Genomic DNA, 23,515 nt, shown 5'->3' with positions numbered 1-23,515 from the left:
CAGCGTTGCTAAATTGGTAAGCGAAGATAAAAAACCACTCATCGCGATATTGCGGTGCTTAAAGGGGAAAACAAAAATGGCTTTTAAAGATGAAGAACAAGCAAAAGCTTATTGGGCAGAAAACATTTCGCTGTTATTTAAACTATTAGCAGTGTGGTTTATCGTGTCTTTCGGCTTTGGCATATTACTGGTTGATGTACTTAATGAAGTGCGTTTTTTTGGGTTTAAACTTGGCTTCTGGTTCGCCCAGCAAGGCGCGATTTATACCTTTGTTGCTTTGATTTTTGTGTACGTTTTCAAAATGAATACGTTAGATAAAAAATACGGCGTAGACGAATAGGAGCTAAGCAATGGATGTTCAAACACTCACGTTTATAATTGTTGGTTTAAGCTTTGCGCTTTATATCGGCATAGCAATTTGGGCCCGTGCGGGTTCAACTAAAGAGTTTTATGTAGCAGGTGGCGGCGTACCTCCTCTTGCTAATGGTATGGCAACTGCTGCCGATTGGATGAGTGCCGCGTCGTTTATTTCAATGGCGGGTATTATTTCGTTTGCAGGTTACGATGGCAGCGTTTACTTAATGGGGTGGACAGGTGGTTATGTACTATTAGCCATGTGTTTAGCGCCTTACTTACGTAAATTCGGCAAGTTTACTGTGCCTGACTTTATTGGCGACCGTTACTATTCACGCACCGCGCGTTTAGTAGCAATTGTATGTGCCATATTCATTTGTTTTACTTACATTGCAGGGCAAATGCGTGGTGTAGGCGTCGTATTTTCACGCTTTTTAGAAGTAGAAATTGAAACCGGTGTTTACATTGGTATGGTGATTGTATTCTTTTATGCGGTACTTGGCGGCATGAAAGGCATTACCTACACACAAGTAGCGCAGTATTGTGTACTTGTATTTGCCTACCTTGTACCAGCTATTTTCATCTCGATGATGATGACGGGTCACTTCTTCCCACAAACCGGTTTTGGTGCCACATTAATTGGCAGCGATGGCGTGTACGTACTTGATAAACTAGATGGCTTAAGCGCTGAACTTGGTTTTGCGCAATATACCGAAGGCTCTAAGAGCATGATTGACGTGTTCGCTATTACTGGCGCGTTAATGGTAGGTACTGCTGGTTTACCACATGTAATTGTTCGCTTTTTCACTGTACCTCGCGTAAAAGACACGCGTATTTCTGCAGCATGGACACTTGTGTTCATCGCGATTGTTTATACTACAGCACCTGCGGTTGCAGCCTTTGCTCGCGTAAACATGGTTGATACTATTAATGGTAAAGACGGTAGCGGTACAGCTTACGCAGAAGCACCAGGATGGATTAAAAACTGGGAACGCACAGGTTTAATTACATTTGATGATAAAAACGGCGATGGCAAAATGTTCTACACGGCGGGTAAAATCACCGATCCGAACAGTGCTAACGAAGTAAACGTAGACCGCGACATTATGGTATTAGCAAATCCAGAGATTGCTAACTTACCAGCATGGGTAATTGCACTTGTAGCTGCTGGTGGTATTGCCGCTGCACTTTCTACAACAGCAGGTTTACTACTGGTTATTTCGACCTCCGTTTCGCACGATTTACTCAAGCGAACTCTCAAGCCCGATATTACCGACAAGCAAGAGTTACTTGCAGCGAGGTTGGCAGCCATGGTCGCTATTGTTATCTCCGCGTACTTTGGTATTAACCCGCCTGGGTTTGTGGCATCGGTAGTGGCATTTGCATTCGGCTTGGCGGCAGCGAGTTTCTTCCCAGCAATTATTATGGGTATATTCTCTAAAACAATGAACCGCGAAGGCGCAATTGCAGGCATGGTAACGGGTATTGGCTTTACCGCTGCGTATATCATCTTCTTCAAGTTTGTTAGCCCAGAGCTAAACAGCCCTGAAAACTGGTTCTTAGGTATTTCGCCTGAAGGTATTGGCTTAATTGGTATGATTATTAACTTTGCAGTTGCTGCAATTGTTCTTAAGTTTACTAAACCTACACCGGTTGAAATTCAAGAAATGGTTGAAAGCATTCGTAACCCAAAAGGGTCTGCAGAAGCACACGACCACTAGGCTATAATTTATAGATATAGTTTAGAAAACATAAAGCACCAAAAGCCCGACTTTAGTCGGGCTTTTTATTTGTTTAATAAATAAGTACATTAGATTGGTACATCACCATTTAAAGAGCGAATACAATGAGTGTAGAACAACAAGAAATAGCCCAATACGTTTGTTTGCAAGCGCCTTTTACTATGCTTGATAGCAGCGCATGCGAATATTTTGTAAATCATCTTGATATTATTTACCTCACCCGCGAAAACCAAACTCAGTGGTTACAAAGTGAAAACCCTAAACTGTTTTTAATTCGCTCTGGTTTGTATGACCTATTTGATGGTAAGGGTGATGTTGTTACACGCTTAGCGCAAGGTGACTATTTTGGTTTTCCGTCGCTGTTAACCGGTGAGGCAATTCAAAATAGGTTGGAAGTACAAAAAGAGGGCATAGTGTATATGCTCTCTCAAACGCACTTTGATTTTTTACGCAGAGAATATAAATCGTTTGAGCAATACTTTGTACGCGCTCATGCTAACCGGTTGCTGTCATCGCATTATAAAAGTAAAAACGATAGTTGGTCTGAACGTAAAATATCAGAGCTGATGACCCGCACCGCCATTACGCTTTCGCCCGATGCAAGTATTAGGCAAAGCGCTAAAAAAATGAAAGAGCATGGCGTATCGTCAATAATGATAACGCAGCACGCGCACTTAGTCGGGGTGGTAACCGACCGCGATTTACGAAACCGAGTACTTGCCGACGAGGTAGATCCACAAGACGCAGTAAGCAGTATTATGACCGCCAAACCTAAGTTTATATTTGAAAATAACAGGGTGTTTTCGGCGCTGCACTTAATGCTTAAATACAATATTCATCATTTGCCCGTGCTTGACGAAAACCATAACCCTATAGGGATGATAACCAGCACCGATTTACTGCGCCAACAAAAAAGCGACCCCGTACAGCTTATTGGGCGCATATATAAAGCGCATACTGTTACTGATTTAAAACGCTACGCTAAAGAAATTCCCGAACTTTTGCGTGGTTTTTCGTACAACATTGACGACATATCGCTAATTGGTAAATTACTCAGTGGTTTAACCGATGCGCTTACATCGCGCCTTATTCACTTATTTCAAGAAGAGCATGGCGCAGCGCCAACCAGCTTTAGTTTTATTTGCTTTGGCTCGCAAGCACGCGAAGAACAAACCCTGCATTCAGATCAAGACAACGGCTTATTACTCCCTAACGACTTAACCACCGAGCAACACGCTTACTTTAAAAGCATGGGAGAGTTTGTATGTGAAAACTTAGTTGAGTGCGGCATTAGGCGTTGCCCAGGTAATATTATGGCAAGCAGCGATGAGTGCCGTATGAGCGTAAACGACTGGAGCGAGCGCTTTTTTAAATGGATAAAAAGCCCCACACCCAATGCAATGCTTAACTGTAAGATATTTTTTGACCTGCGATTTATTGAAGGTTCAAACGCTTTATACACGGCTTTTTGCGAGCAACTAATTCGTATATCGCGTAACGACTTATTCTATGCCGCAATGGCAACCGACATAAGCAGCAACAGCGTGCCAATTGGTTTATTTAATAAATTTAAAACCGAAAAAACAGATCAAAATAATAAATACATAGATTTAAAAAAACGCGGCGTCGTAATTATAAATGACATAGTGCGGTTATACGCTTTAAAAGCGGGTATTAGGCGCGCCAACACGCAAGAGCGGTTGGACGCACTACTAAAACATAAACTGATCAGCAAAGAAGATATATACAACCTAAAAGACTGCTGGCGGTTCTTAACGCAGCTTCGCTTGAGTACACAAATAAACGAAGAGGGCTTACCGAGTAATTGTATTAATCCTAATAAATTAAACTCACTAGAGCGCCATCAACTAAAAGAAGCGTTTTACCTTGTTAAACAAGCGCAGCAAGCCGCCGCGTTTAAGTTTGCTCGCGGCAGTTTATAACGATGGATTACTAACATGGTAAAAAAGCTGCTCACTCGGTATTTAAAGCGCCGTAAATTACTAGGTAAAAATGCCTTACAACAACGTTATTTGGTGATTGATTTAGAGCTCACTGGCCTTGATGCAAAACAGCACGAAATTGTATCGGTAGCGTGGGTGATAATAGATAACCAATGTATAAAAATGAGCGAGTCGCAGCACCTTATAAATAAGGACGTAAAAAGCCTTGAGCAAAGTCCTGTTTTTCATGGAATTAGCGATGATGCTATAACAAAAGGACAGAGCTTGTGCAGTATATTAACGCAATTGAGCTGCCATTTTAGCGACTGTATTTTAGTGTTTCATAATGCCATGCTCGACTGGGGGTTTTTAAAAATAGCGCTTAAAAATGCCAATATAACAATACGGCCTAAACTGATACTCGACACACTGCATATTGAGCAAAAGCGCTTACTCCATCATTCAACTGAAATAAAACAAGATGATTTAACCCTTAATGCTTGCCGCACACGTTATGAGTTACCAAGCTATCATTGCCATCATGCACTGACCGATGCACAAGCCACCGCAGAGTTACTGCTAGCCCAGTGTCATCAAATAAGCCGTGGCAAAGAGCTAAAAGTAGGCGAGTTGATGTAGTTTTAATAAACCAGACCTAAATTTTTACAAGTAAATTCTGTATTAGAATTAAAACTCGGATAGGTTTAGGTTTTGTTGTATAGTTAAATTACACCTAGGTTATATTTAGAATATCACTATATTTATTATACATGGATAGTTTAATGGCTACGTTAGTTACACAGACAGAAAAAATAGCAGAAGTTGGGCTTTGGATTCATTCACCTTTTATCTTAATGCTTTTGATTGGTCTACTTGGTGGGTGGCTTTCTTGGCTAAACTCCGATTACGATCATAACTATTGTCATCGTCGTTTAGCTAGGAATCTCATAACAGGTGTTTTGGCTACATTTATGGTTCCTTTATTCTTACAAATGATTGGTAGTAGTTTATTAAAAGATATTTCTCCAATATATCAAAAATTTTATGTTTTTTTAGGAATGTGTAGTGCCGCTGCATTTGTATCTCAGAAATTTGCAACATCCATATCTGAAAAATTACTGCAAAAGGCAAATGATAAAGCTGATCATGCAGAACAGACGGCTAAAGAAGCTTCAGAGAAGACCTATGAAATTGCTAATGAGCACCTTATGCTACAAGGCTCTGTATTAATTTTAAAAAAGCAGTTCAATGAAGCATTGGTTTATATTGACAAATACTTACAACGTATACCAGAAGATTCCAATGTACTTTGGAGAAAAGCTTACTGTCTTAAGCGTTTGAATAATATTGATGGAGCTTTAGATAATATAAATAAAGCGATTGAACATTCTAAAATTCCTCAGGGCCTACTCTTTTATAATCAGGCTTGTTACAGAGCATTATTGAATCAAGGGGTTGAACCTGTAATTGAAAGTCTTAGGAAAGCATTAGAACTTGATCCTTTAGGTGTTACCCCTGCATTAGTTAAAGATTTAAGAGAGGACTTTAAATCCATTAAGGACTCGGAAGTATTTTTAAACTTTTTAAAAGAGAATAAGATAAATAAAGACAAATAAAGTGTTTTTTATATACTCAAGTTGATTTATACTTGGCTCAAAGATGAGCAATTTTAAAAGTGGAGTTTATTATGATTTTACGCGTTTGTTCTTCAAATATACTGGATACAGAGCCGCCTATATTTGGTTGATGTATAAAAAAACCGCCACAAGGCGGTTTTTTTATACATCAGAAATAGCTCTCTCAATAAAAGACTATCAATTTATTACTACTTTTATCTGGGCGGATGATGGAGAAGGGATATAAATGAAACTCATCACTACTATTATCTTAACCTTATTCCCACTCATCACTTTTGCTAATTCAAGCTTACCTACAAGCCGTCAAATTTCGGTTCAAGGGACTGCAGAGGTGCTTGCCAATCCTGATATCGCTAAAATACTATTTCAAATTATAAGTATTAAAAACGAACCTTTAGCAGCTAAGAACGATCTTGATAATAAAGTTAATTTACTAATTGACGGACTAAATCAATTTGAAATAACTGCCGATGATGTAGTTGCCTCAAGTGTTAAAGTTGAAAAAACGGGTATGGATTACATTGAAACAGGGCATCAAGCTCCCGCTGAATACGCAGCTATAAGGACCTTTGAAGTAACACTAAAAAATATTGAAAGAGTGAATGATTTAAGTGATTTTTTATTGAATTTAAAAGTAAATGCGATTCAAAATACTGAGTTTTTATCTTCAAAAGCTGAGCTGTTACAAGCACAAGCTACACAACAAGCACTTAATAACGCAAAAGAAAAAGCAAGTGTGCTTGCTAACTCCTTTGGTACAAAAGTGGGTGAAGTACGCACTATTAGCTCAACTCAAAAAAGCGTTTACAGTGGCTTTGGTGCAGCGGTTAAAAAAATAGATAGAGTAAATCCAATAAGCGATTCATTTCCTAAAGCTCGCAAAAATTATCTACAACAAACGGTAAGCTTTAAATCATCAATAAACGTGGTGTTTGATTTAGAAGTAAATGATTAAGTTAAAATTTTCATTTCAAATACATTTTCATAATGTAAGCTGGCTTTAAGTTTTTGATTAATTTGAAGGTAGCCATATTATGAGCGATGAAAATAACACATTAAAAGCACAAACCGAGGCAAAAGTAGCCGCTGGGCGAAAAGGTAATCCTGATTTTATGAAAGGTGTTGATGAAACTATTGCACAAGCAAAAGCGTTTCAACAAGGTGCTAATGCACTTGATTTAAACCAAATTGCACCAAGTTTTGAGTTACCAAATCAGCATGGTCAATCGGTGCAGTTAACTGAGTTACTTGCTAAAGGGCCTGTGGTTGTTACTTTTTATCGTGGAAGTTGGTGTCCGTACTGTAATTTACAGCTCAAAGCGCTTCAAGCACGTTTACCTGAAATTCACGCATTAGGCGCACAATTGGTGGCTATTAGCCCACAAGTACCCGATGGCTCAATGAGCGAAAGCGATATAAGTAAAATGGATTTTTTAGTGCTGAGTGATCAAAATGCCGATGTAGCAGCAAGCTACGGAGTAGCATGGCAAGTACCCACATTTTTACTCGAGCATATGCGAGTAGACCGAGGCTTAGATTTAGAGTCGGTTAACAATGGCAATAGTAGTGTTTTACCGATCCCTGCCACCTTTGTTTTAGATAAACAAGGTAAAGTAACTTGGCGTTATGTTGATGTTGATTATCGTACTCGTTCTGAGCCAGAAGATATAATTAACGCTTTGAAAAATTTAGTATAAAAAACTTAATTTAAAAAGTCAGAACCCTCGAAGAGCTTGCAATGCCTAAGCTCTTTAACCTTAATTTAAAGTTTCTAATGCTTCCCTCTTATAATCAGATGCAAGGTCGATTACAATACAGACATCTAAAAGGCGTATTGCCTTTATCTGCACGCTAAAAGAGTGGATTTTATATTTCATGGCAATCAAACTTGCAATTAATGGTTTTGGTCGTATTGGTCGAAATATTGTCCGCGCGTTATACGAGTCTGGTTTGAGCGACGATATAAAAATTGTTGCGATTAACGAACTTGCTGATCCTGAAGCTATTGCTCATTTATTAAAATACGACACATCCCACGGTCGTTTTTCTTTTCCTGTAAAACTTGGTGAAGACACCATTAGTGTTGCAGGCGATACCATTGCACTTTTTTGTGAAGAAAACCCAATTGAATTACCTTGGCAAACGCTCGATGTAGACGTTGTACTTGAATGTACGGGTGTTTATCACTCGCGTGAACATGCGCAGTTACATATTACCGCAGGCGCTAAAAAGGTGTTGTTTTCGCATCCGGCCGATAACGATGTTGATGCTACGATTGTGTATGGCATTAACGACGATGAGCTTAAAAACGAACACACAATTGTGTCTAACGGCTCGTGTACAACTAACTGTGTTGTGCCGGTTATTAAAGTATTAGATGATGCATTTGGTATTGAGTCGGGCGCTATTACAACTATTCATGCGTCGATGAACGATCAACAAGTGATTGATGGTTATCATCATGATTTACGCCGTACTCGCGCTGCAAGCCAATCAATTATTCCAGTTGATACAAAGCTCGCCCGTGGTATAGACCGTATTTTACCTAAATTTAAAGGCCGTTTTGAAGCCATCGCCGTACGTGTACCGACTATAAATGTCACGGCAATGGATTTAAGTGTAACGGTTAATACCGATGTAGATTTAAACGCAGTAAATAACGCACTTAAAGCACAAGCAAAAGACCGCTTAGAAGGTATTTTAAGTTATACCGAAGAGCCGCTTGTGTCGGTTGATTTTAATCACGACCCACATTCTTGTATTATTGATGGCACACAAACACGTGTTAGTCACAAACGACTGATAAAGTTATTAGTATGGTGTGATAACGAATGGGGTTTTGCTAATCGTATGCTCGACACAGCGCGTGCTATGATGGCAGTGAATAAGTAATTTATTAATATAATAATTTTAAACGTATTTTTCAGGTTCAGTATCGTTAACTAAGGAGATGTTCATGTCGGTCATAAAAATGGCAGATTTAGATTTAAACGGCAAACGCGTATTAATTCGTGAAGATTTAAATGTACCAGTTAAAGCAGGTAAAGTGACGTCAGATGCGCGTATTCGTGCAGCACTACCTACTATTAAATTAGCGCTTGAGATGGGTGCTAAAGTAATGGTTATGTCACACCTTGGCCGTCCTACGGAAGGGGAATATGACGAAGAGTTTTCGCTAGCACCTGTCGCTGATTACTTAAACGATGCCCTTGAGCAAACTGTACGTTTAGAAAAAGATTACCTAAACGGTGTTGATATTGCTGATAACGAAGTTGTTGTTTTTGAAAATGTGCGCTTTAACAAAGGCGAGAAGAAAAACGACGAAGCCTTATCTAAGCAACTTGCAGCACTGTGTGATGTATATGTAATGGATGCATTTGGTACGGCTCATCGTGCACAAGCATCTACCCATGGCGTTGGCTTATTTGCTGATGTGGCATGTGCAGGTCCATTGTTATCAGCTGAGCTAGAAGCGTTAGGCAAAGCACTTGATAACCCAGCGCGTCCATTAGTAGCGATTGTTGGTGGTTCTAAAGTATCTACTAAGCTAACCGTTTTAGATTCACTTTCTAAAATTGTTGACCAATTAGTCACTGGCGGCGGTATTGCAAATACCTTTATTGCTGCATCAGGTAGCCCAGTTGGTAAATCGCTTTACGAACCTGATTTAATGGATGAAGCTAACCGTTTATGTGCAGCAGCGATTGCTAATAATGGTGAAATTCCGGTACCGACTGACGTAGTTGTTGGTAATGAGTTTTCTGAGTCTGCTGTAGCTACGCTTAAAGATGTAAGCGAAGTGACAAGCGATGATATGATTTTTGATATTGGTCCTGATACAGCGAGCAAGCTTGCAAAAATTATTGCAAATGCGGGCACTGTTGTATGGAATGGCCCTGTTGGCGTGTTTGAGTTTGACCAATTTGGTAATGGTACTCGTGCTATTGCTCAAGCAATTGCTAACTCAAATGCGTTTTCGATTGCTGGTGGTGGTGATACCTTAGCCGCAATTGATAAATACGGCATTGCCGATAAAGTTTCTTATATTTCTACTGGTGGTGGTGCGTTCTTAGAGTTTTTAGAAGGCAAAAAACTTCCAGCAGTTGAAATGCTAGAGTCGCGCGCTAAGTAATTTTAGTAGCGTAAGGTGGGGGTTAATAGCCCTCACCGACAATTAATTATTAAATACCTCTCACCCTAATTTAATAGTTAATTTAGACGGAATATTACTGCAAAGCAGTGGTTTTTCGTGGCGTTGTTATAACGCCAAACTAACACATCCGTTCAAACTAGATGGTAGGGAACTACTGTCGATAAATTGGAGAATACCCAATGGCTTTAATCAGTATGCGACAACTTTTAGATCATGCAGCAGAGCATGGTTACGGCGTACCTGCTTTTAACGTTAACAATCAAGAGCAAATGCGCGCAATAATGGAAGCGGCTGACAAAACAAACAGCCCAGTAATCGTTCAGGGATCAGCTGGTGCACGTGCTTATGCTGGTGCTCCATTTATTCGTCATATGATTTTAGCAGCCGTTGAAGAATGGCCACATATTCCGGTTGTTATGCACCAAGATCACGGCACATCGCCAGGCGTATGTCAGCGTTCAATTCAGCTTGGTTTTTCATCAGTAATGATGGATGGCTCGTTAATGAGCGACGGTAAAACTCCTTCAAGCTACGAATACAATGTAGAAGTAACGCGCGAAACTGTTGCTATGGCGCATGCTTGTGGCGTATCGGTTGAAGGCGAGCTAGGTGTACTTGGTTCACTGGAAACCGGTGAAGCTGGCGAAGAAGATGGTGTTGGCGCAGAAGGGTTACTAACCACTGAGCAAATGCTAACAGACCCAGAAGAAGCGGCTGACTTTGTAAATAAAACACATGTTGATGCACTTGCAATTGCCTGTGGTACTTCGCACGGAGCTTATAAATTTACACGTCCACCAACCGATGACATTTTAGCAATTGACCGTATTAAAGCGATTCATGCGCGTATTCCTAACACGCATTTAGTGATGCATGGTTCGTCTTCTGTTCCACAAGAATGGTTAGAAATTATTAATCAGTATGGTGGCGAAATTCCAGAAACTTATGGTGTGCCAGTTGAACAGATTGTTGAAGGCATTAAGTTTGGTGTTCGTAAGGTAAATATTGATACCGATTTACGTTTAGCATCTACCGGTGCAATTCGCCGTCATATGGCGCTTAACCCATCTAACTTCGATCCACGTAAATACTTAGCTGAAGCAACTAAAGCGATGACAGAGATTTGTGTTGTACGCTATAACTCGTTTGGTACTTCTGGTCAGGCTAGTAAAATTAAGCCAATTTCACTTGATGAAATGCACCTTAAATACTTAAGCGGCGAACTAGACCCTAAAATTAGATAATAGATCAATTTATAATTGATCATTATTAGGGCCTGTTTATCTTTCGAGGTTAAATTTGCAGCAGTATGTTTGGTATTTAGGCAAGGCAGAGCCTATGCAGTGTGGTTATTCCCCATAAATAGGCGATAACGTGGAATAAATGCCAAACATGCGCTGCCGAAGGGTTCTGCCTAGGGGCAATTTACTCTTTGTTGCCTACATGGATGTAGGTAAGGGGCGTGAGCAGGACGCGGAAGCTTTGCTCGGTTTTTACTTAGCCCGCTAGGTTACAAACCTCACGCCGCGATTAAATCGCCCCTAGATTGAACAAATTTTAATCCTGAAAGGTCAACAGGCCCTAAGCCAGTAACTTTGTTGCTGGCTTTTTTAATGTCAGCCCTTTTTATATTGCAGGTTACGGCTTCTATTGATCAGATCGCTGTACTATCAACGCCGTACTTTGGGATCACGCATTTACTAACATTGCCTTTTCGGATCATTACTTTACTAAGCCAAATACACTTTTTCGCTATTTTAGGCTCTGAGATAATTTGATCGTTATTTATTTGTATAAACAATCAACAACTTATGGCTTTGACTAGGTACAACTCTGATCTGAGAGTGGATCGGCTTGGTAAAAATCTGATCCTTTATTTGGAGCTTAGTAAAATTTAGATCTATTTTTAAACGTATTGATTGTTACACAGGCGGGTTTGTTAATTTTAAAATAGCTTTAAAGTTACTTTTAAACGATCGATCTGTAAAAATGTCTTGGTTAGTAAAACAATGATCCCAGCTAATTTTGTATTATTTAATGATTTAACTAGCGACAAAAAGTAGATAATTTCAAAAATTAGCTATTTTATAAATTTATCGTAAATCTCTTTTTATTACGTTAAATATTAAAAAGGTTTTAAAAATATGACGTTAATGAGGTTTTTTGTCACTAATTTGTGTTTTTTTTACCACCATTTTAATTTACACGTTACACTTTCATAAAAATGTCATACTTAGTCATAATAATGAAAACTAATTCGATAGCGTAAGAGATAAATTGGAATGTCACGTAAAGTACTAGTCGTAGATGACGAAGCTCCTATTAGGGAGATGTTGGTTTTTGTTTTAGAGCAAAATGGATTTCAAGCAATTGAAGCAGAAGATTACGACTCTGCTATTGCAGCTATGGTTGAACCTTACCCAGATATGGTTTTACTTGATTGGATGTTACCAGGTGGAAGCGGTATTCAAATTGCTAAAAAGTTTAAGCAAAACGAACACACCCGCCAAATCCCAATTATTATGCTTACAGCCCGCGGCGAAGAAGAAGACAAAGTACGCGGTCTTGAAGTAGGTGCTGACGATTACGTCACTAAGCCGTTTTCTCCTAAAGAGCTTATGGCGCGTATTAAAGCGGTTATTCGCCGTGTATCGCCAACCTCATTAGAAGAAGCTATTGAAGTACATGGCCTGCGTTTAGACCCTATTTCGCATCGTGTTACCTCAGAAGGTAACGAGCTTGATATGGGGCCAACCGAATTTAGATTACTGCACTTTTTTATGACTCACCCAGAGCGTGTTTATAGCCGTGAACAACTGCTTGATCATGTATGGGGAACTAATGTTTACGTAGAAGATCGCACGGTTGATGTGCACATTCGTCGTCTGCGTAAAGCAATTGGCCCACTTGGACATGACCGTTTGGTGCAAACTGTACGTGGTGCTGGGTATCGTTTTTCAAGTAAGCTGTGATCAGCTTAAAGCTTAGCTAATGTGTGAAATATGCATGTATTACTACTCTAAGGTAAAGTGAGTGTATGTATCGAGTTGTTAATAAGCAGGCGTTAGTAAAGCGCCTGTTTATCTATTTTTTACCCTTACTATTAATTGGTGTGCTGGTTGGCGCGCCATTTTTTCTTTTATTTTTAGGATCTTTTTCCCTCCTTATTTGGCACTACCATCAACTTTATCGTTTGAGCGATTGGCTACTTAATCAACGTAGCTTTAATCCACCAGAGGGCGAGGGTGCATGGGAGCAAGTGTTTGAAGGTATTTATCATCTACAGCACCGTAATCGTAAAAAACGTAATGAGCTTGCTGATTTAATTCGTCGCTTTCGCGATGGAGCTGAAGCAGTACCTGATGCGGTAGTGGTACTGCAAAATGATTTAAGTATTGTGTGGTGTAATCAACTAGCGCTTAAAGTGCTCGGTTTGCAGTGGCCAACCGATCATGGTCAGCGTCTTGATAATTTAATTCGCGAACCTAAATTTGCTAAATACATGCACAAAGGCGAATTTGATGACGCGCTTGAGCTGGATAACGGTCATAGCATTGAGCAAGTACTAGAGTTTAGGGTTATGCCTTATGCAAGCACGCAACTTATGGTTGTTGTGCGTGATGTAACGCGCTTAAAACAGCTAGAACAGATGCGTAAAGACTTTGTAGCCAATGTATCGCATGAACTACGTACACCGCTTACAGTGGTTACTGGGTATCTTGAGATGATGGATGGTGACATGATGCCGCCTCCAGCAATGTGGAACAAAGCGCAAAATACTATGCTTGAACAATGCAAGCGTATGGATAGCTTAGTCAGCCAGTTACTATCGCTTTCACGTATTGAGGGTGCACGGCGTCAAGACAACGATAAAGCTATAAACGTACCGCAATTACTTGGTTATATTCACACTGAAGCAAATTCAATTAACCAAGACAAAGGCCATGAGCTTATTTTTAATATTGATAAAACCCTTGATATTAAAGGCTCTGAGGATGAACTGCGTAGTGCGTTTTCTAATTTAGTATTTAACGCCATTCATTACACTAAACCCGGTGGCAAAGTGGAAGTGTGTTGGCAGCGCAAAAACAATAAAGCGTGTTTTAGTGTTACCGATAATGGTGATGGTATTGCGCCAGAACATATTAACCGTTTAACTGAGCGTTTTTATCGTGTTGATAAAGCCCGCAGCAGAACAACAGGTGGCTCAGGTTTAGGGCTTGCGATTACAAAACATGTACTAACGCGCCACGATAGTAAATTAAATATTAGCAGCGAAGTTAACAAAGGTTCGTGTTTTTCTTTCGAATTTTCAATAGATAAGATAGTTTCGCTAGCTAAGTAATTAGGCTGAAAAGCAAAGTCATAAAAGTGTCATTTAAGAGTAATGTAACTGTCATGTACTCACTTTAGAGTGGGCAGCAGTTAGAAAATGGGACGAACAAACCGGAGAACCCTACATGAAATTTAAAAACTTAGTTGCCGCAATGGGTGTGGCTGTTACAACTTTCGTATCTGCACAAGCAGTTGCTTTAGATCAAGATATTCCTGAGTATCAAAAAATTAGTGGTGTTTCAGGTAACTTCTCATCAGTAGGTTCTGACACTTTAGCCAACATGATGACGTTCTGGGCTGAAGAGTACAAACGTATTTATCCAAATGTAAATATTCAAATTCAAGCGGCAGGTTCTTCTACTGCGCCACCGGCACTTACCGAAGGTACAGCTAACCTAGGTCCAATGAGCCGTAAAATGAAATCTAAAGAAATCGAAGCGTTCGAAAAACGTTACGGTTATAAGCCAACAGAAGTTCGTGTAGCTATTGATGCACTTGCTGTATTTGTACATAAAGATAACCCAATTGAAGGTCTTCGTATTGACCAAGTAGATGCTATCTTTTCATCTACTCGTAAATGTGGCGCACCAGAGCAAGTTAACCGTTGGAGCGATGTTGGTCTAACAGGTGATTGGGCAGCTAAAGATGTGCAACTTTACGGACGCAACTCAGTATCAGGTACGTATGGCTACTTTAAAAAGAAAGCACTTTGTAAAGGTGATTTCCGTAATAATGTAAATGAGCAACCGGGTTCTGCATCAGTAGTACAGTCAATTTCATCTTCATTAAATGCAATTGGTTACTCTGGTATCGGCTATAAAACATCGGGCGTACGTACAGTACCGCTTGCTAAAAAAGGCGATAACTTTGTTGATGCAACACTTGATAACGTTGCGCAAGGTAAATATCCATTATCTCGCTTTTTATATGTTTATGTGAATAAACACCCGAATAAGCCACTATCACCTATGGAAGAACAATTTTTAAGAATGGTACTTTCAAAAGATGGTCAGCAAATTGTAGAAAAAGATGGTTATGTACCACTTTCTGCAAAGCTAGTAAAAACAGAACTTAAAAAGCTTGGTTTGAACTAATACCAATTGCATTAAATTAGTGAGTTATTATAGCGATAAGAAAATAGCGCAATAACAAGGCTAAAATTATGATACATAGTTGTTCTATATAAATAATTTTTAACGTAGTTAGTGAGTTATTTAATACGCTAGAATGGTCATGTTTTTAATAAAATTGGTATGATAAACCATAGGCAATAAAAAACCGCTCATTGAGCGGTTTTTTTGTGCCTAAAACTAAAAACTTTAAGGAATTAAATATTACCTAATTTTTCGGCTTGTGCTTTACATTGGTTGTAGCTCTCAACACATTTTCCAGAGCATACTTGCTGCTTTAAGCCCTCAGCAGTTGTTTGCTGTTCACATGTACTTTCGCATTGGTAATTTTGCTGAGCACACTGATTCATTTCAGGGTTTTCAACTTGGTTTTGGCAACCTACTAATAGTGCAAAAGTAAGGGCGACTACGCTTGTTTTTATTAAAGTGTGCATGCTTCTTATCCTTAAAATGGAGTCGCAATAATATTAAATTTCGACTTGAATATTGTCGATCAATCTAACACCACCAAAATAGGCTGCGGCTAAAATAACAAATTGAGTATCTTCGATTGTAGCAGTTTTTAATGTATCTCGTTGAGCAATCTCAAAATAGTCTGGCTTTAGGCCAGCTTGCTCTAAGCTCTGTTTAGCTAAGCTTTCAAGTTTTACGAAGTCTTTTTCGCCGCTTTTAAGTTGCTCAGCGCATGTATTAAGTGCTTTAAATAAGACGGTTGCAGTCGCTTTTTGCTCATCAGATAAGTAACCATTACGTGAGCTCATAGCAAGGCCAGAAACTTCTCGCATTGTAGGTACACCAATAACTTCAACCGGAATTGATAGGTCGCGTGCCATGGTTTTAATTACTTGCAGTTGCTGAAAATCTTTTTCACCAAAGCAGGCGTAATCGGGTTGTACAAGGTTAAATAATTTTGTAACTACCGTGGCAACACCTCTAAAGTGACCAGGACGTGAGCCACCACAGTAACCTAATGAAATATCAGGCACATCTACAAAGCTCTGTGCGCCAAGTCCATTTGGATAAATTGTTTCTACACTTGGGGTAAATACAATATCAGTGCCTAGTTCTGCAAGGCCTTGTTTATCTTCGTTTAGTGTACGAGGATAGTTATCTAAATCTTCGTTAGCACCAAATTGCATTGGGTTAACAAAAATACTCACAACGACTTTATCGGCTAAGTTTTTTGCTTTTTCTACTAGCGAAAAATGCCCACGATGCAAGTTGCCCATCGTTGGCACAAGTGCCACGCTAAGACCCGCTTGGCGCCATGCTTTAATTTGACTACGTAACGATCTGATTTCAGTAATTGACTGCATTATTTAAACTCGTGTTCAGCGCTTGGAAACGCGCCATTTTTAACGTCTGTACAATACTTTTGAACGGCTGCAGGCATATTGCCTGTTTCGAGCAAAAAGTTTTTAGAAAATTTAGGAATGTAACCTGCTGAAATACCAACAAGGTCATGCATTACCAGTATTTGGCCGTCAGTTAAGCTGCCTGCACCAATACCAATAGTTGGGATGCTTAGGGCGTCTGTAATGCGTTTTGCCAGTGCACTTGGAATACACTCAAGTACTAATAATTGCGCGCCAGCAGCTTCAAGTGCTTTCGCGTCATCAATCATTTTTTGTGCTTTGTCTTCTTCGCGACCTTGTATTTTAAAGCCACCAAATACATGTACTGACTGTGGTGTAAGGCCTAAATGCCCGCAAACTGGAATACCTTGTTGAGTAAGCGTTTTAATGCTCTCGTAAAGCCATTCTCCGCCTTCAAGCTTAATCATGTTTGCGCCAGCGCGCATAAGCTCAGCTGCATTTTTACAAGTATCACTTACGCTTGAGTAGGTCATAAAAGGTAAGTCAGCAATTACAAATAATTCGCGGCTACCAGCGCGTACACAGCGGGTATGATATGCAATATCTTGATTGGTTACGCCAAGGGTGTCATCGCCGCCTTGTAGTACCATGCCCAAAGAGTCGCCCACTAAAATAACTTCAACGCCGTTATCATGAAATAACTTTGCAAAACTAGCGTCGTAGGCTGTTAATGCAGTAATTTTGTTATTTTCTGCTTTCATTTTATTTAAAGTAGAAACGGTTATTTTAGACATAATATCCTCGCAGGCAAAAGCCTAGGTTAATTACAGAGGTAATTGTTGTAAGTCGTTGAGCGGTAAATTATTTGCAATGGTTTTTAATGCAATGCCGCTAGGTAAAATAAGTTCAGGTGCAAGCTCTAATAGTGGATAAACCACAAACTCGCGATTATTCAAACCATAATGAGGCACAGTTAAGCGCACCGTATTTATAATTTGATCATCAAATAATAGAGTATCTATATCAAGAGTGCGTGGACCCCAACGCTCAGCCTTTCTTACTCGACCATGCCCAAGTTCAATACGTTGCGTTAAATCAAGTAATTGCTCTGGCTCAAGGGTCGTTTTAATACACGCTACTGCATTGATATAGTCTGGTTGATCTTGTGGGCCCATAGGCTTACTTGCATAGTAATGCGATACGTTTATAAATTCACAATTAGGCAGCTTTTTAAGCGCGATTACCGCGTTATCAAGCTGCTCTTTTGGTGAGTTTAGGTTGGCACCTAAACCCAAATAAACACAGTACATGTTATTACTCAGCTGGCTTTTTAGTAGGTCGACGGCGCTTTCGCGGCTTAGGACCACCTTGGTGGCCTAAGTTTTTAACCATCTCTTTTTGGCCGTTTATATCTTGGCTTAAGTATTGTGTCCACCACTGAGCAAGCTCAGTATGCTGTGTTTCGCCTGCATCTACGCGTAAGAGTAAAAAGTCGTAGGCGGCTTTAAAGCGAGGTTGCTGCGTTAGTCTGTAAGCACGTTGGCCTGCGCGTTTATCTAAACGGTGCTGAATATGCCAAATATCGCGAGCACCTAAAGTAAAGCGTTTAGGAACCGCAATGTGTTGTGAGTTATCGCTTAGTACTTTATTCATTGCTTGTGCGAAAGCATCGTATTCTGCAAGTTGCTCTTGGCTTTGAATTTTTTTAGTACGTTCAAGCAGTGGGAACCAAAGTAGTGCGGCAAAAATAAACGCTGGTGTTACTTTTTTATCGGCATTAATACGTTTGTCGGTATTTTGAAACATTTGCTGAATAAGCGTGTGTTCTAAGCCACTTGGATTTTTATCTAAGATTTTATCAAGCTCAGGAAACAGTGAGCGGAATAAGCCGTATTTACGCAGCATTAAAAAGTTAGCTTCGGCCTTGCCATTTAAAAACAGCTTAAGAATTTCTTCAAATAAACGTGCTGGCGGAATGTTATCAAGCAAACTTGCAAGCTCGCTAATTGGCTTTTCACTTTTAGGCGCAATGCTCATATCAAGTTTAGTAGCAAAGCGAACTGCACGTAACATACGAACAGGGTCTTCGCGGTAACGCGTTTCAGGGTCGCCGATTAGCTCAATTTGTTTAGCTTTAATTGCCGCTAAGCCGTTGGCGTAATCGTGAATACTAAAATCTTTGATTGAGTAATAAAGTGCATTGATTGAAAAGTCGCGGCGTTCTGCATCTTCTTCAATACTGCCAAATACGTTGTCACGTAGTAATTGGCCTTCATCGCTTGATTGGCTTATTTGATTTTTGTCTTCTTGCGCTTCGTGGTGGCCACGCATAGTCGCCACTTCAATAATTTCACGGCCAAATACAATATGTGCTAAACGAAAGCGACGACCAATAAGGCGACAGTTTCTAAATAGTTTTTTTACTTGATCTGGCGTGGCATTAGTAACTACGTCAAAATCTTTTGGCTGTTGGCCTAACAATATATCGCGAATACAACCACCAACAAGGTAGGCATCGTAGCCACCGTCTTTTAAACGGTATAATACTTTGATTGCATTTGGGCTAAATTGTTTGCGAGAAATACCATGCTCACCACGAGTGACAACAATAGGTTCACTGCTTACAGAAGCGCTTTCGGCACTGGTATTCGGGCCGATTATTTGTCGGCAAAATTGAAAAAGCTTGGAAATAATAGTCTGTCTCCTAGAAGGTGTGATTGACTCTGCATCGCAATCAAAAGTTACAGCAAATGGGGCGGTTATAGCCCAGTACAAGCTGTTTGACGTAATTAGCATATATTTAGGCGGCTATCATATACCAGCAGGGTTTAAAAATTAAGTTGATGTGTTGAAATTAAGCCGTTTTTAGCTATTTTATTTACTTAAATGTGTAAATTGGACTTTCTGACTACGTGAATGCTGAGAAATTTGTATTTCGGATACTTGTGGTACCTGTTTTAAGCTAAAGTTTTTAATTCCCCAAGCGATTAATTGTTCAATATTTAAATCGATTAAATCAGCTATAACAGGCAATCCTAAAAATTCAAATGCACTAATTAAAGCAGGCTTTGGATTTTGTTTGCTAATGGCAGGAGCATAATTTTGTTTAGACAATTTGAAACCAGGCTTGGCAACCGCTAAAGGTAAATGAGCAAATTCAGGTACAGGGCTATCGAGTTGTTTAAATAAACTAATTTGCCGAGCGGTTGGCTCAATTAAATCAGCACCTCTTACAATTCGATTAATCCCTTGATCAATATCATCGACGACCACAACAAGTTGATATGCAAATAAGTCATCGCTGCGTTTAATTAAGTAATCTTCATGGGAAAGGGCGCTATTTACCGTTATATCACCTTGAATTAAGTCATTAAATTGAGTCGTTGGATGTTGCTGAACTAAGCGAAGCGCACCGGATTGAGTATTATGATTAAGTGCTTGGCAATGCCCCTGATAAATACCGCCAATGGCTTTTATTTGTTTGCGAGTACAGGTGCAACCATAAACAAGTTTTTGTTTTAAAAGTGAGTGGGTAATATCTTGGTATAAAGGCAGACGCTGCGTTTGATATACAACAGGTTCGTCCCAGTGAAGGGCGTAGGCATGTAAGGTATTAAGAATATCGGAGTCGGCGTTTTTAACCACGCGCGTAGTGTCAATGTCTTCTATACGAACTAACCAATCTCCTTGGTTAGCTTTTGCATCTAGATAACTACCCACAGCCGCTACAAGTGAGCCAAAATGTAATGGCCCAGAAGGAGACGGTGCAAAACGACCGCGATATTTACGCATAGGCGCAGTAACGGCTGTAGGAGACATAACTAATTAATAAGTATTAATTAGCCGCGTCCAGATTGCTTTTCTTTGATTTCTGCAAGTGTTTTGCAGTCTACGCATAAATCGGCAGTAGGACGTGCTTCTAAGCGACGTATGCCAATTTCGATGCCACAAGACTCACAAAAGCCAAAATCATCTTCTTTAATCAAATTAATTGTTTTTTCAATTTTTTTGATTAATTTACGTTCGCGGTCACGAGTACGAAGTTCTAAAGAGAACTCTTCTTCTTGTGCAGCGCGGTCAACTGGGTCAGGAAAGTTAGCAGCTTCGTCTTGCATGTGCGATTTAGTACGATCAACTTCGTTACGTAAATCATTACGCCAAGTTTCTAAAATCGCTCTAAAATGAGCACGTTGTGCATCATTCATGTACTCTTCGCCTGGTTTTTCTTGGTATGGTTCTAAACCGGCTTGAGCCAATAAACCATGTTTCTTTTGGTCTGGCATAACTCTCTCCTAAATCCTTAATTTAATGCCTCAGCATTAGCCGGCGGTATAAATAACAGAATCTTATACCCTAGGCAAATTTATTTTTAATTAATCGAATTAGCTTCAACCATGCTTACTGAGTAAAAAGTGTATTAATAGTCTATTTACACTTTTAATTAATTCACATATTCGCTTTCTAAAACTTGCCTTGTTATGTGGGCAAAAGCTTTAAAAACAAGTTAATTTTTATAATTCACTTTGTATAACTTTTTTTAATTTGAGTACTTTGCTTATTTTGCAAATTACGCTTAGTTCAATCCCTTGGTTTAATACACTATTGTGCAAATACTATTTTTTTATGAAGTAAAACTTCATTAGCAGAAATTGTGGCCTTGTATGCTAATACTTCAACGCCGGCTATTATTGCTTGGCTTAATAGCGTGGCGTATTTTTTATCAATATGCGCAGCTGCACTTACTGTATTTATTCCTTCATGCAAAACAGCGAACAGTAATACTGCTCGGTGGCCTTGTTCGATCATTTCTATTAGTTCGCGAATATGTTTTTGTCCGCGCAGTGTTTGCGCATCAGGAAAGTAGCCTTGCCCGCTTTGTGGTGCATCTTCGCTTAATAATGTGACTGATTTAACTTCTACGTAGCAATCAGGCTTATTTTCGTCTGTGAGTAAAAAGTCGATTCTGCTGTTTTCGCTGCCGTACTTTACTTCGCTTTGCAATTGACTGTAGTCGAGTAGCTCGCTTATCACATTATTGTTTATTGCTTCTTCTACTACTTTATTGGCCACCGCTGTATTTACACAAATAAGCTGCGATAAGTTATTTTGCGTAAGCTCTAATGAATGCGGGTATTTTCGTTTTGCGTTATCGCTTGTTGAATAAAAAGCAGCAAAACCCGGCTCTGCGCATCCCGTCATTTTACCTGTATTAGCACAGTGGGCGGTAAATTCACTGCCATCACTTAATTGTAAATCAGCTAAAAAGCGTTTGTAGCGTTTTAATAAGGTGGCAGGTTGCAGAGTTGGCGTGTACTTCATGATAACTTCCAAAGCGTAAATACTGCACAGCAGTGTGGTTTATGTTATTTATCTCAAGCTGTTGGGAACTTAAGCGCTCTATAGTAAACTCGGTGGCACATTTAAGTGCAAGGGTATTCTAACATGAGTGAAAAATTTGTTGTTCAACTAAGCGAACAAGCAGCAGCGAGTCATTGGGGCGATAATGCGTCATTGTCTTTTAATGAGCGCGGTGCAACTGTTCATTTGTCTGAGCAAGAAACATTGAAAAATGTTCAAAAAGCTGGTCGTACTATTGCAATCCAAGGTATTAAAAACGTTGAATTAGCAGGCGATGCTTGGTGTACAGAAAGCCAGTGGGCTTTTTATCAAGGCTTTGTAACACCAAAATCGTTAAATGGTGTTGAGTTTGTTGATAACGCACAATCAGATATTAAAGAACTTGCTCACTTAAAAACGTCAGCAATTTGGGCACGTGAAATGGTTAACGGGACTGCCGATGACATTTACCCAGAAAGCCTTGCTGAAAAAGCGGCTGAGTTTATTCAATCATTAGCGCCTGAGCATGTAAGTTACCAAATTATTAAAGGTGATGCGTTACTAGAACAACAGTGGATTGGTATTCATGCTGTTGGTCGCGGTAGTGTTCGCCCGCCAGTATTGCTTGAGCTTGATTACAACCCAACAGGCGACGAAAATGCACCAGTAAGTGCAGCGCTTGTAGGTAAAGGTATTACGTTTGACTCAGGTGGTTACTCAATTAAATCAAGCGAAGGTATGCTTGGTATGAAGTGCGACATGGGCGGCGCTGCAACAGTAACTGCAGGTTTAGCATTGGCTATTAACCGTGGTATTGAAAAACGTATTAAACTGTTTTTATGTTGTGCTGAGAACTTAATTTCGGGTCATGCATACAAATTAGGTGACATTCTTACTTATAAAAATGGCACGACAGTTGAAATTGTAAACACCGATGCTGAAGGTCGCTTAGTACTTGCAGATGGCTTAATGGCCGCAGGTGAGACTGACGCTCCACTTATTATTGATGCAGCAACACTAACTGGTGCAGCGCTTGTTGCTGTTGGCCAAGAGTACAATGCATTATTTGCACTTGATAAAGAACTTGTACGTGAAGTTGAGAGTTTTGCATCTCAAGAAATGGAAGCTGCTTGGCCACTTCCTCTTGAAAAATGGCATCAACAAAACTGCCCATCTCCTTATGCTGATACGGCAAATAGCCGTGCGCAAAAAGGTGGCGGTTATGGCGGTGCATCGAATGCTGCAGGCTTTTTATCGCGCTTTGTGCCAAACGATGGCAAAGGCTGGGTACACATCGATTTAGCGGCTGCATTTAACATGGGCAGTACAAGTCAATGGGCAGCGGGTGCAACAACTCAAGGTATGCGTACAGTTGCTCGTACTTTACAAGAAAAAGCATAATATTTACTAAATTACGCTTTTTACGCTAAAAATAGGCACCCTTGGGTTAATGCAGATCGTTTAAGCTAATTGAACGATCTTTCAAAGGGCTCATAATAGGCTACAACAGAAGTTGTGGCCTATTTTTATGTCTGAATTTATTAAAGAATTACACCTTACTACTGAGT

At 39.8% G+C, this 23,515-nt stretch carries 22 protein-coding genes; 14 read left to right on the top strand and 8 right to left on the bottom strand.

Going from position 1 to position 23,515, the window contains the following annotated elements:
- The first annotated feature begins 76 nt into the window (after window positions 1-76).
- The 13 genes from I6E70_RS12245 (at window position 77) to I6E70_RS12185 (ending at window position 15,258) form a co-directional block, all read left to right on the top strand.
- Window positions 77-340, top strand: a complete 264-nt coding sequence (locus tag I6E70_RS12245; RefSeq protein ID WP_007377498.1) for a DUF4212 domain-containing protein — start codon at window positions 77-79, stop codon at window positions 338-340.
- Between the two features lie 10 nt (window positions 341-350).
- Window positions 351-2,075 carry a sodium:solute symporter family protein gene (locus I6E70_RS12240; RefSeq protein WP_007587184.1) on the top strand — a complete coding sequence of 575 codons (1,725 nt, stop codon included), beginning with the start codon at window positions 351-353 and terminating at the stop codon, window positions 2,073-2,075.
- 125 nt (window positions 2,076-2,200) lie between these two features.
- Window positions 2,201-4,039, top strand: coding sequence for a DUF294 nucleotidyltransferase-like domain-containing protein (locus I6E70_RS12235; protein WP_197188816.1), 1,839 nt, complete (start codon window positions 2,201-2,203; stop codon window positions 4,037-4,039).
- A gap of 15 nt (window positions 4,040-4,054) precedes the next feature.
- A complete protein-coding gene (locus I6E70_RS12230; RefSeq protein WP_197188815.1) occupies window positions 4,055-4,678 on the top strand; it encodes a 3'-5' exonuclease in 624 nt (207 codons plus the stop codon).
- Between the two features lie 143 nt (window positions 4,679-4,821).
- On the top strand, window positions 4,822-5,655 hold the full coding sequence (locus I6E70_RS12225; RefSeq protein WP_197188814.1) for a YEATS-associated helix-containing protein: 834 nt from the start codon (window positions 4,822-4,824) through the stop codon (window positions 5,653-5,655).
- A 247-nt stretch (window positions 5,656-5,902) separates the two neighbouring features.
- Entirely contained in the window at window positions 5,903-6,631 is a 729-nt protein-coding gene (locus tag I6E70_RS12220) for an SIMPL domain-containing protein (RefSeq protein ID WP_197188813.1), read from the top strand.
- A gap of 79 nt (window positions 6,632-6,710) precedes the next feature.
- Window positions 6,711-7,373 (top strand): peroxiredoxin-like family protein, encoded by a 663-nt coding sequence (locus I6E70_RS12215; protein WP_197188812.1) that lies wholly within the window; start codon window positions 6,711-6,713, stop codon window positions 7,371-7,373.
- 178 nt (window positions 7,374-7,551) lie between these two features.
- Window positions 7,552-8,568 carry an erythrose-4-phosphate dehydrogenase gene (gene epd / locus I6E70_RS12210; protein ID WP_007587176.1) on the top strand — a complete coding sequence of 339 codons (1,017 nt, stop codon included), beginning with the start codon at window positions 7,552-7,554 and terminating at the stop codon, window positions 8,566-8,568.
- Window positions 8,569-8,632: 64 nt separating this feature from the next.
- The gene (locus I6E70_RS12205) at window positions 8,633-9,808 is read left to right on the top strand and encodes a phosphoglycerate kinase (protein WP_024598977.1); all 1,176 of its coding nucleotides are present in this window, start codon (window positions 8,633-8,635) and stop codon (window positions 9,806-9,808) included.
- 200 nt (window positions 9,809-10,008) lie between these two features.
- Window positions 10,009-11,073 carry a class II fructose-bisphosphate aldolase gene (fba, locus tag I6E70_RS12200; RefSeq protein WP_197188811.1) on the top strand — a complete coding sequence of 355 codons (1,065 nt, stop codon included), beginning with the start codon at window positions 10,009-10,011 and terminating at the stop codon, window positions 11,071-11,073.
- A 1,038-nt stretch (window positions 11,074-12,111) separates the two neighbouring features.
- Window positions 12,112-12,801: a phosphate regulon transcriptional regulator PhoB gene (gene phoB / locus I6E70_RS12195; RefSeq protein ID WP_006791869.1), complete on the top strand. Its 690-nt coding sequence runs from the start codon at window positions 12,112-12,114 to the stop codon at window positions 12,799-12,801.
- 65 nt (window positions 12,802-12,866) lie between these two features.
- The gene (gene phoR / locus I6E70_RS12190; protein ID WP_197188810.1) at window positions 12,867-14,174 is read left to right on the top strand and encodes a phosphate regulon sensor histidine kinase PhoR; all 1,308 of its coding nucleotides are present in this window, start codon (window positions 12,867-12,869) and stop codon (window positions 14,172-14,174) included.
- Window positions 14,175-14,289: 115 nt separating this feature from the next.
- Window positions 14,290-15,258 (top strand): PstS family phosphate ABC transporter substrate-binding protein, encoded by a 969-nt coding sequence (locus tag I6E70_RS12185; protein WP_010554592.1) that lies wholly within the window; start codon window positions 14,290-14,292, stop codon window positions 15,256-15,258.
- A gap of 233 nt (window positions 15,259-15,491) precedes the next feature.
- Here the strand turns inward: I6E70_RS12185 and I6E70_RS12180 are convergent, their stop codons facing one another.
- The 8 genes from I6E70_RS12180 to sfsA all read right to left on the bottom strand — a co-directional run bounded on the left by I6E70_RS12180 (window position 15,492) and on the right by sfsA (window position 21,929).
- Window positions 15,492-15,728, bottom strand: a complete 237-nt coding sequence (locus I6E70_RS12180; RefSeq protein ID WP_007587168.1) for a hypothetical protein — start codon at window positions 15,726-15,728, stop codon at window positions 15,492-15,494.
- 33 nt (window positions 15,729-15,761) lie between these two features.
- The gene (panC, locus tag I6E70_RS12175) at window positions 15,762-16,610 is read right to left on the bottom strand and encodes a pantoate--beta-alanine ligase (protein WP_007587167.1); all 849 of its coding nucleotides are present in this window, start codon (window positions 16,608-16,610) and stop codon (window positions 15,762-15,764) included.
- Window positions 16,610-17,404 carry a 3-methyl-2-oxobutanoate hydroxymethyltransferase gene (gene panB, locus I6E70_RS12170; protein ID WP_007587166.1) on the bottom strand — a complete coding sequence of 265 codons (795 nt, stop codon included), beginning with the start codon at window positions 17,402-17,404 and terminating at the stop codon, window positions 16,610-16,612. The genes panC and panB overlap by 1 nt, the downstream gene beginning before the upstream one ends.
- Before the next feature lie 30 nt (window positions 17,405-17,434).
- Complete coding sequence (gene folK / locus I6E70_RS12165; protein WP_197188809.1) at window positions 17,435-17,920, bottom strand: 2-amino-4-hydroxy-6-hydroxymethyldihydropteridine diphosphokinase; 486 nt, start codon at window positions 17,918-17,920, stop codon at window positions 17,435-17,437.
- Between the two features lie 4 nt (window positions 17,921-17,924).
- Entirely contained in the window at window positions 17,925-19,406 is a 1,482-nt protein-coding gene (gene pcnB / locus I6E70_RS12160; protein WP_007587164.1) for a polynucleotide adenylyltransferase PcnB, read from the bottom strand.
- A 78-nt stretch (window positions 19,407-19,484) separates the two neighbouring features.
- Entirely contained in the window at window positions 19,485-20,429 is a 945-nt protein-coding gene (gene gluQRS, locus I6E70_RS12155) for a tRNA glutamyl-Q(34) synthetase GluQRS (protein ID WP_197188808.1), read from the bottom strand.
- A gap of 20 nt (window positions 20,430-20,449) precedes the next feature.
- Window positions 20,450-20,893 carry an RNA polymerase-binding protein DksA gene (gene dksA, locus I6E70_RS12150; protein WP_002962671.1) on the bottom strand — a complete coding sequence of 148 codons (444 nt, stop codon included), beginning with the start codon at window positions 20,891-20,893 and terminating at the stop codon, window positions 20,450-20,452.
- Between the two features lie 316 nt (window positions 20,894-21,209).
- Complete coding sequence (sfsA, locus tag I6E70_RS12145) at window positions 21,210-21,929, bottom strand: DNA/RNA nuclease SfsA (protein ID WP_007587160.1); 720 nt, start codon at window positions 21,927-21,929, stop codon at window positions 21,210-21,212.
- Between the two features lie 123 nt (window positions 21,930-22,052).
- Here sfsA and pepB point away from each other — a divergent pair, with 123 nt between their 5' ends.
- A complete protein-coding gene (pepB, locus tag I6E70_RS12140) occupies window positions 22,053-23,348 on the top strand; it encodes an aminopeptidase PepB (protein WP_197188807.1) in 1,296 nt (431 codons plus the stop codon).
- Window positions 23,349-23,515: the final 167 nt, after the last annotated feature.

The organism is Pseudoalteromonas sp. NGC95 (assembly GCF_015864705.1).
Taxonomy (GTDB): domain Bacteria; phylum Pseudomonadota; class Gammaproteobacteria; order Enterobacterales; family Alteromonadaceae; genus Pseudoalteromonas; species Pseudoalteromonas arctica.
The sequence above is the reverse complement of the archived record's forward strand: the minus strand, read 5'-3'. Positions and strand labels throughout refer to the sequence as shown.

Coding starts and splice junctions, on each gene's coding strand:
- panB (WP_007587166.1), bottom strand. CDS start 17,404: ATGTCTAAAATAACCGTTTCTACTTTAAATAAAATGAAAGCAGAAAAT.
- dksA (WP_002962671.1), bottom strand. CDS start 20,893: ATGCCAGACCAAAAGAAACATGGTTTATTGGCTCAAGCCGGTTTAGAA.
- I6E70_RS12240 (WP_007587184.1), top strand. CDS start 351: ATGGATGTTCAAACACTCACGTTTATAATTGTTGGTTTAAGCTTTGCG.
- I6E70_RS12180 (WP_007587168.1), bottom strand. CDS start 15,728: ATGCACACTTTAATAAAAACAAGCGTAGTCGCCCTTACTTTTGCACTA.
- I6E70_RS12215 (WP_197188812.1), top strand. CDS start 6,711: ATGAGCGATGAAAATAACACATTAAAAGCACAAACCGAGGCAAAAGTA.
- panC (WP_007587167.1), bottom strand. CDS start 16,610: ATGCAGTCAATTACTGAAATCAGATCGTTACGTAGTCAAATTAAAGCA.
- pepB (WP_197188807.1), top strand. CDS start 22,053: ATGAGTGAAAAATTTGTTGTTCAACTAAGCGAACAAGCAGCAGCGAGT.
- I6E70_RS12245 (WP_007377498.1), top strand. CDS start 77: ATGGCTTTTAAAGATGAAGAACAAGCAAAAGCTTATTGGGCAGAAAAC.
- I6E70_RS12235 (WP_197188816.1), top strand. CDS start 2,201: ATGAGTGTAGAACAACAAGAAATAGCCCAATACGTTTGTTTGCAAGCG.
- sfsA (WP_007587160.1), bottom strand. CDS start 21,929: ATGAAGTACACGCCAACTCTGCAACCTGCCACCTTATTAAAACGCTAC.
- I6E70_RS12205 (WP_024598977.1), top strand. CDS start 8,633: ATGTCGGTCATAAAAATGGCAGATTTAGATTTAAACGGCAAACGCGTA.
- pcnB (WP_007587164.1), bottom strand. CDS start 19,406: ATGCTAATTACGTCAAACAGCTTGTACTGGGCTATAACCGCCCCATTT.
- I6E70_RS12225 (WP_197188814.1), top strand. CDS start 4,822: ATGGCTACGTTAGTTACACAGACAGAAAAAATAGCAGAAGTTGGGCTT.
- phoR (WP_197188810.1), top strand. CDS start 12,867: ATGTATCGAGTTGTTAATAAGCAGGCGTTAGTAAAGCGCCTGTTTATC.
- fba (WP_197188811.1), top strand. CDS start 10,009: ATGGCTTTAATCAGTATGCGACAACTTTTAGATCATGCAGCAGAGCAT.
- I6E70_RS12185 (WP_010554592.1), top strand. CDS start 14,290: ATGAAATTTAAAAACTTAGTTGCCGCAATGGGTGTGGCTGTTACAACT.
- epd (WP_007587176.1), top strand. CDS start 7,552: ATGGCAATCAAACTTGCAATTAATGGTTTTGGTCGTATTGGTCGAAAT.
- folK (WP_197188809.1), bottom strand. CDS start 17,920: ATGTACTGTGTTTATTTGGGTTTAGGTGCCAACCTAAACTCACCAAAA.
- I6E70_RS12230 (WP_197188815.1), top strand. CDS start 4,055: ATGGTAAAAAAGCTGCTCACTCGGTATTTAAAGCGCCGTAAATTACTA.
- phoB (WP_006791869.1), top strand. CDS start 12,112: ATGTCACGTAAAGTACTAGTCGTAGATGACGAAGCTCCTATTAGGGAG.
- gluQRS (WP_197188808.1), bottom strand. CDS start 20,429: ATGTCTCCTACAGCCGTTACTGCGCCTATGCGTAAATATCGCGGTCGT.
- I6E70_RS12220 (WP_197188813.1), top strand. CDS start 5,903: ATGAAACTCATCACTACTATTATCTTAACCTTATTCCCACTCATCACT.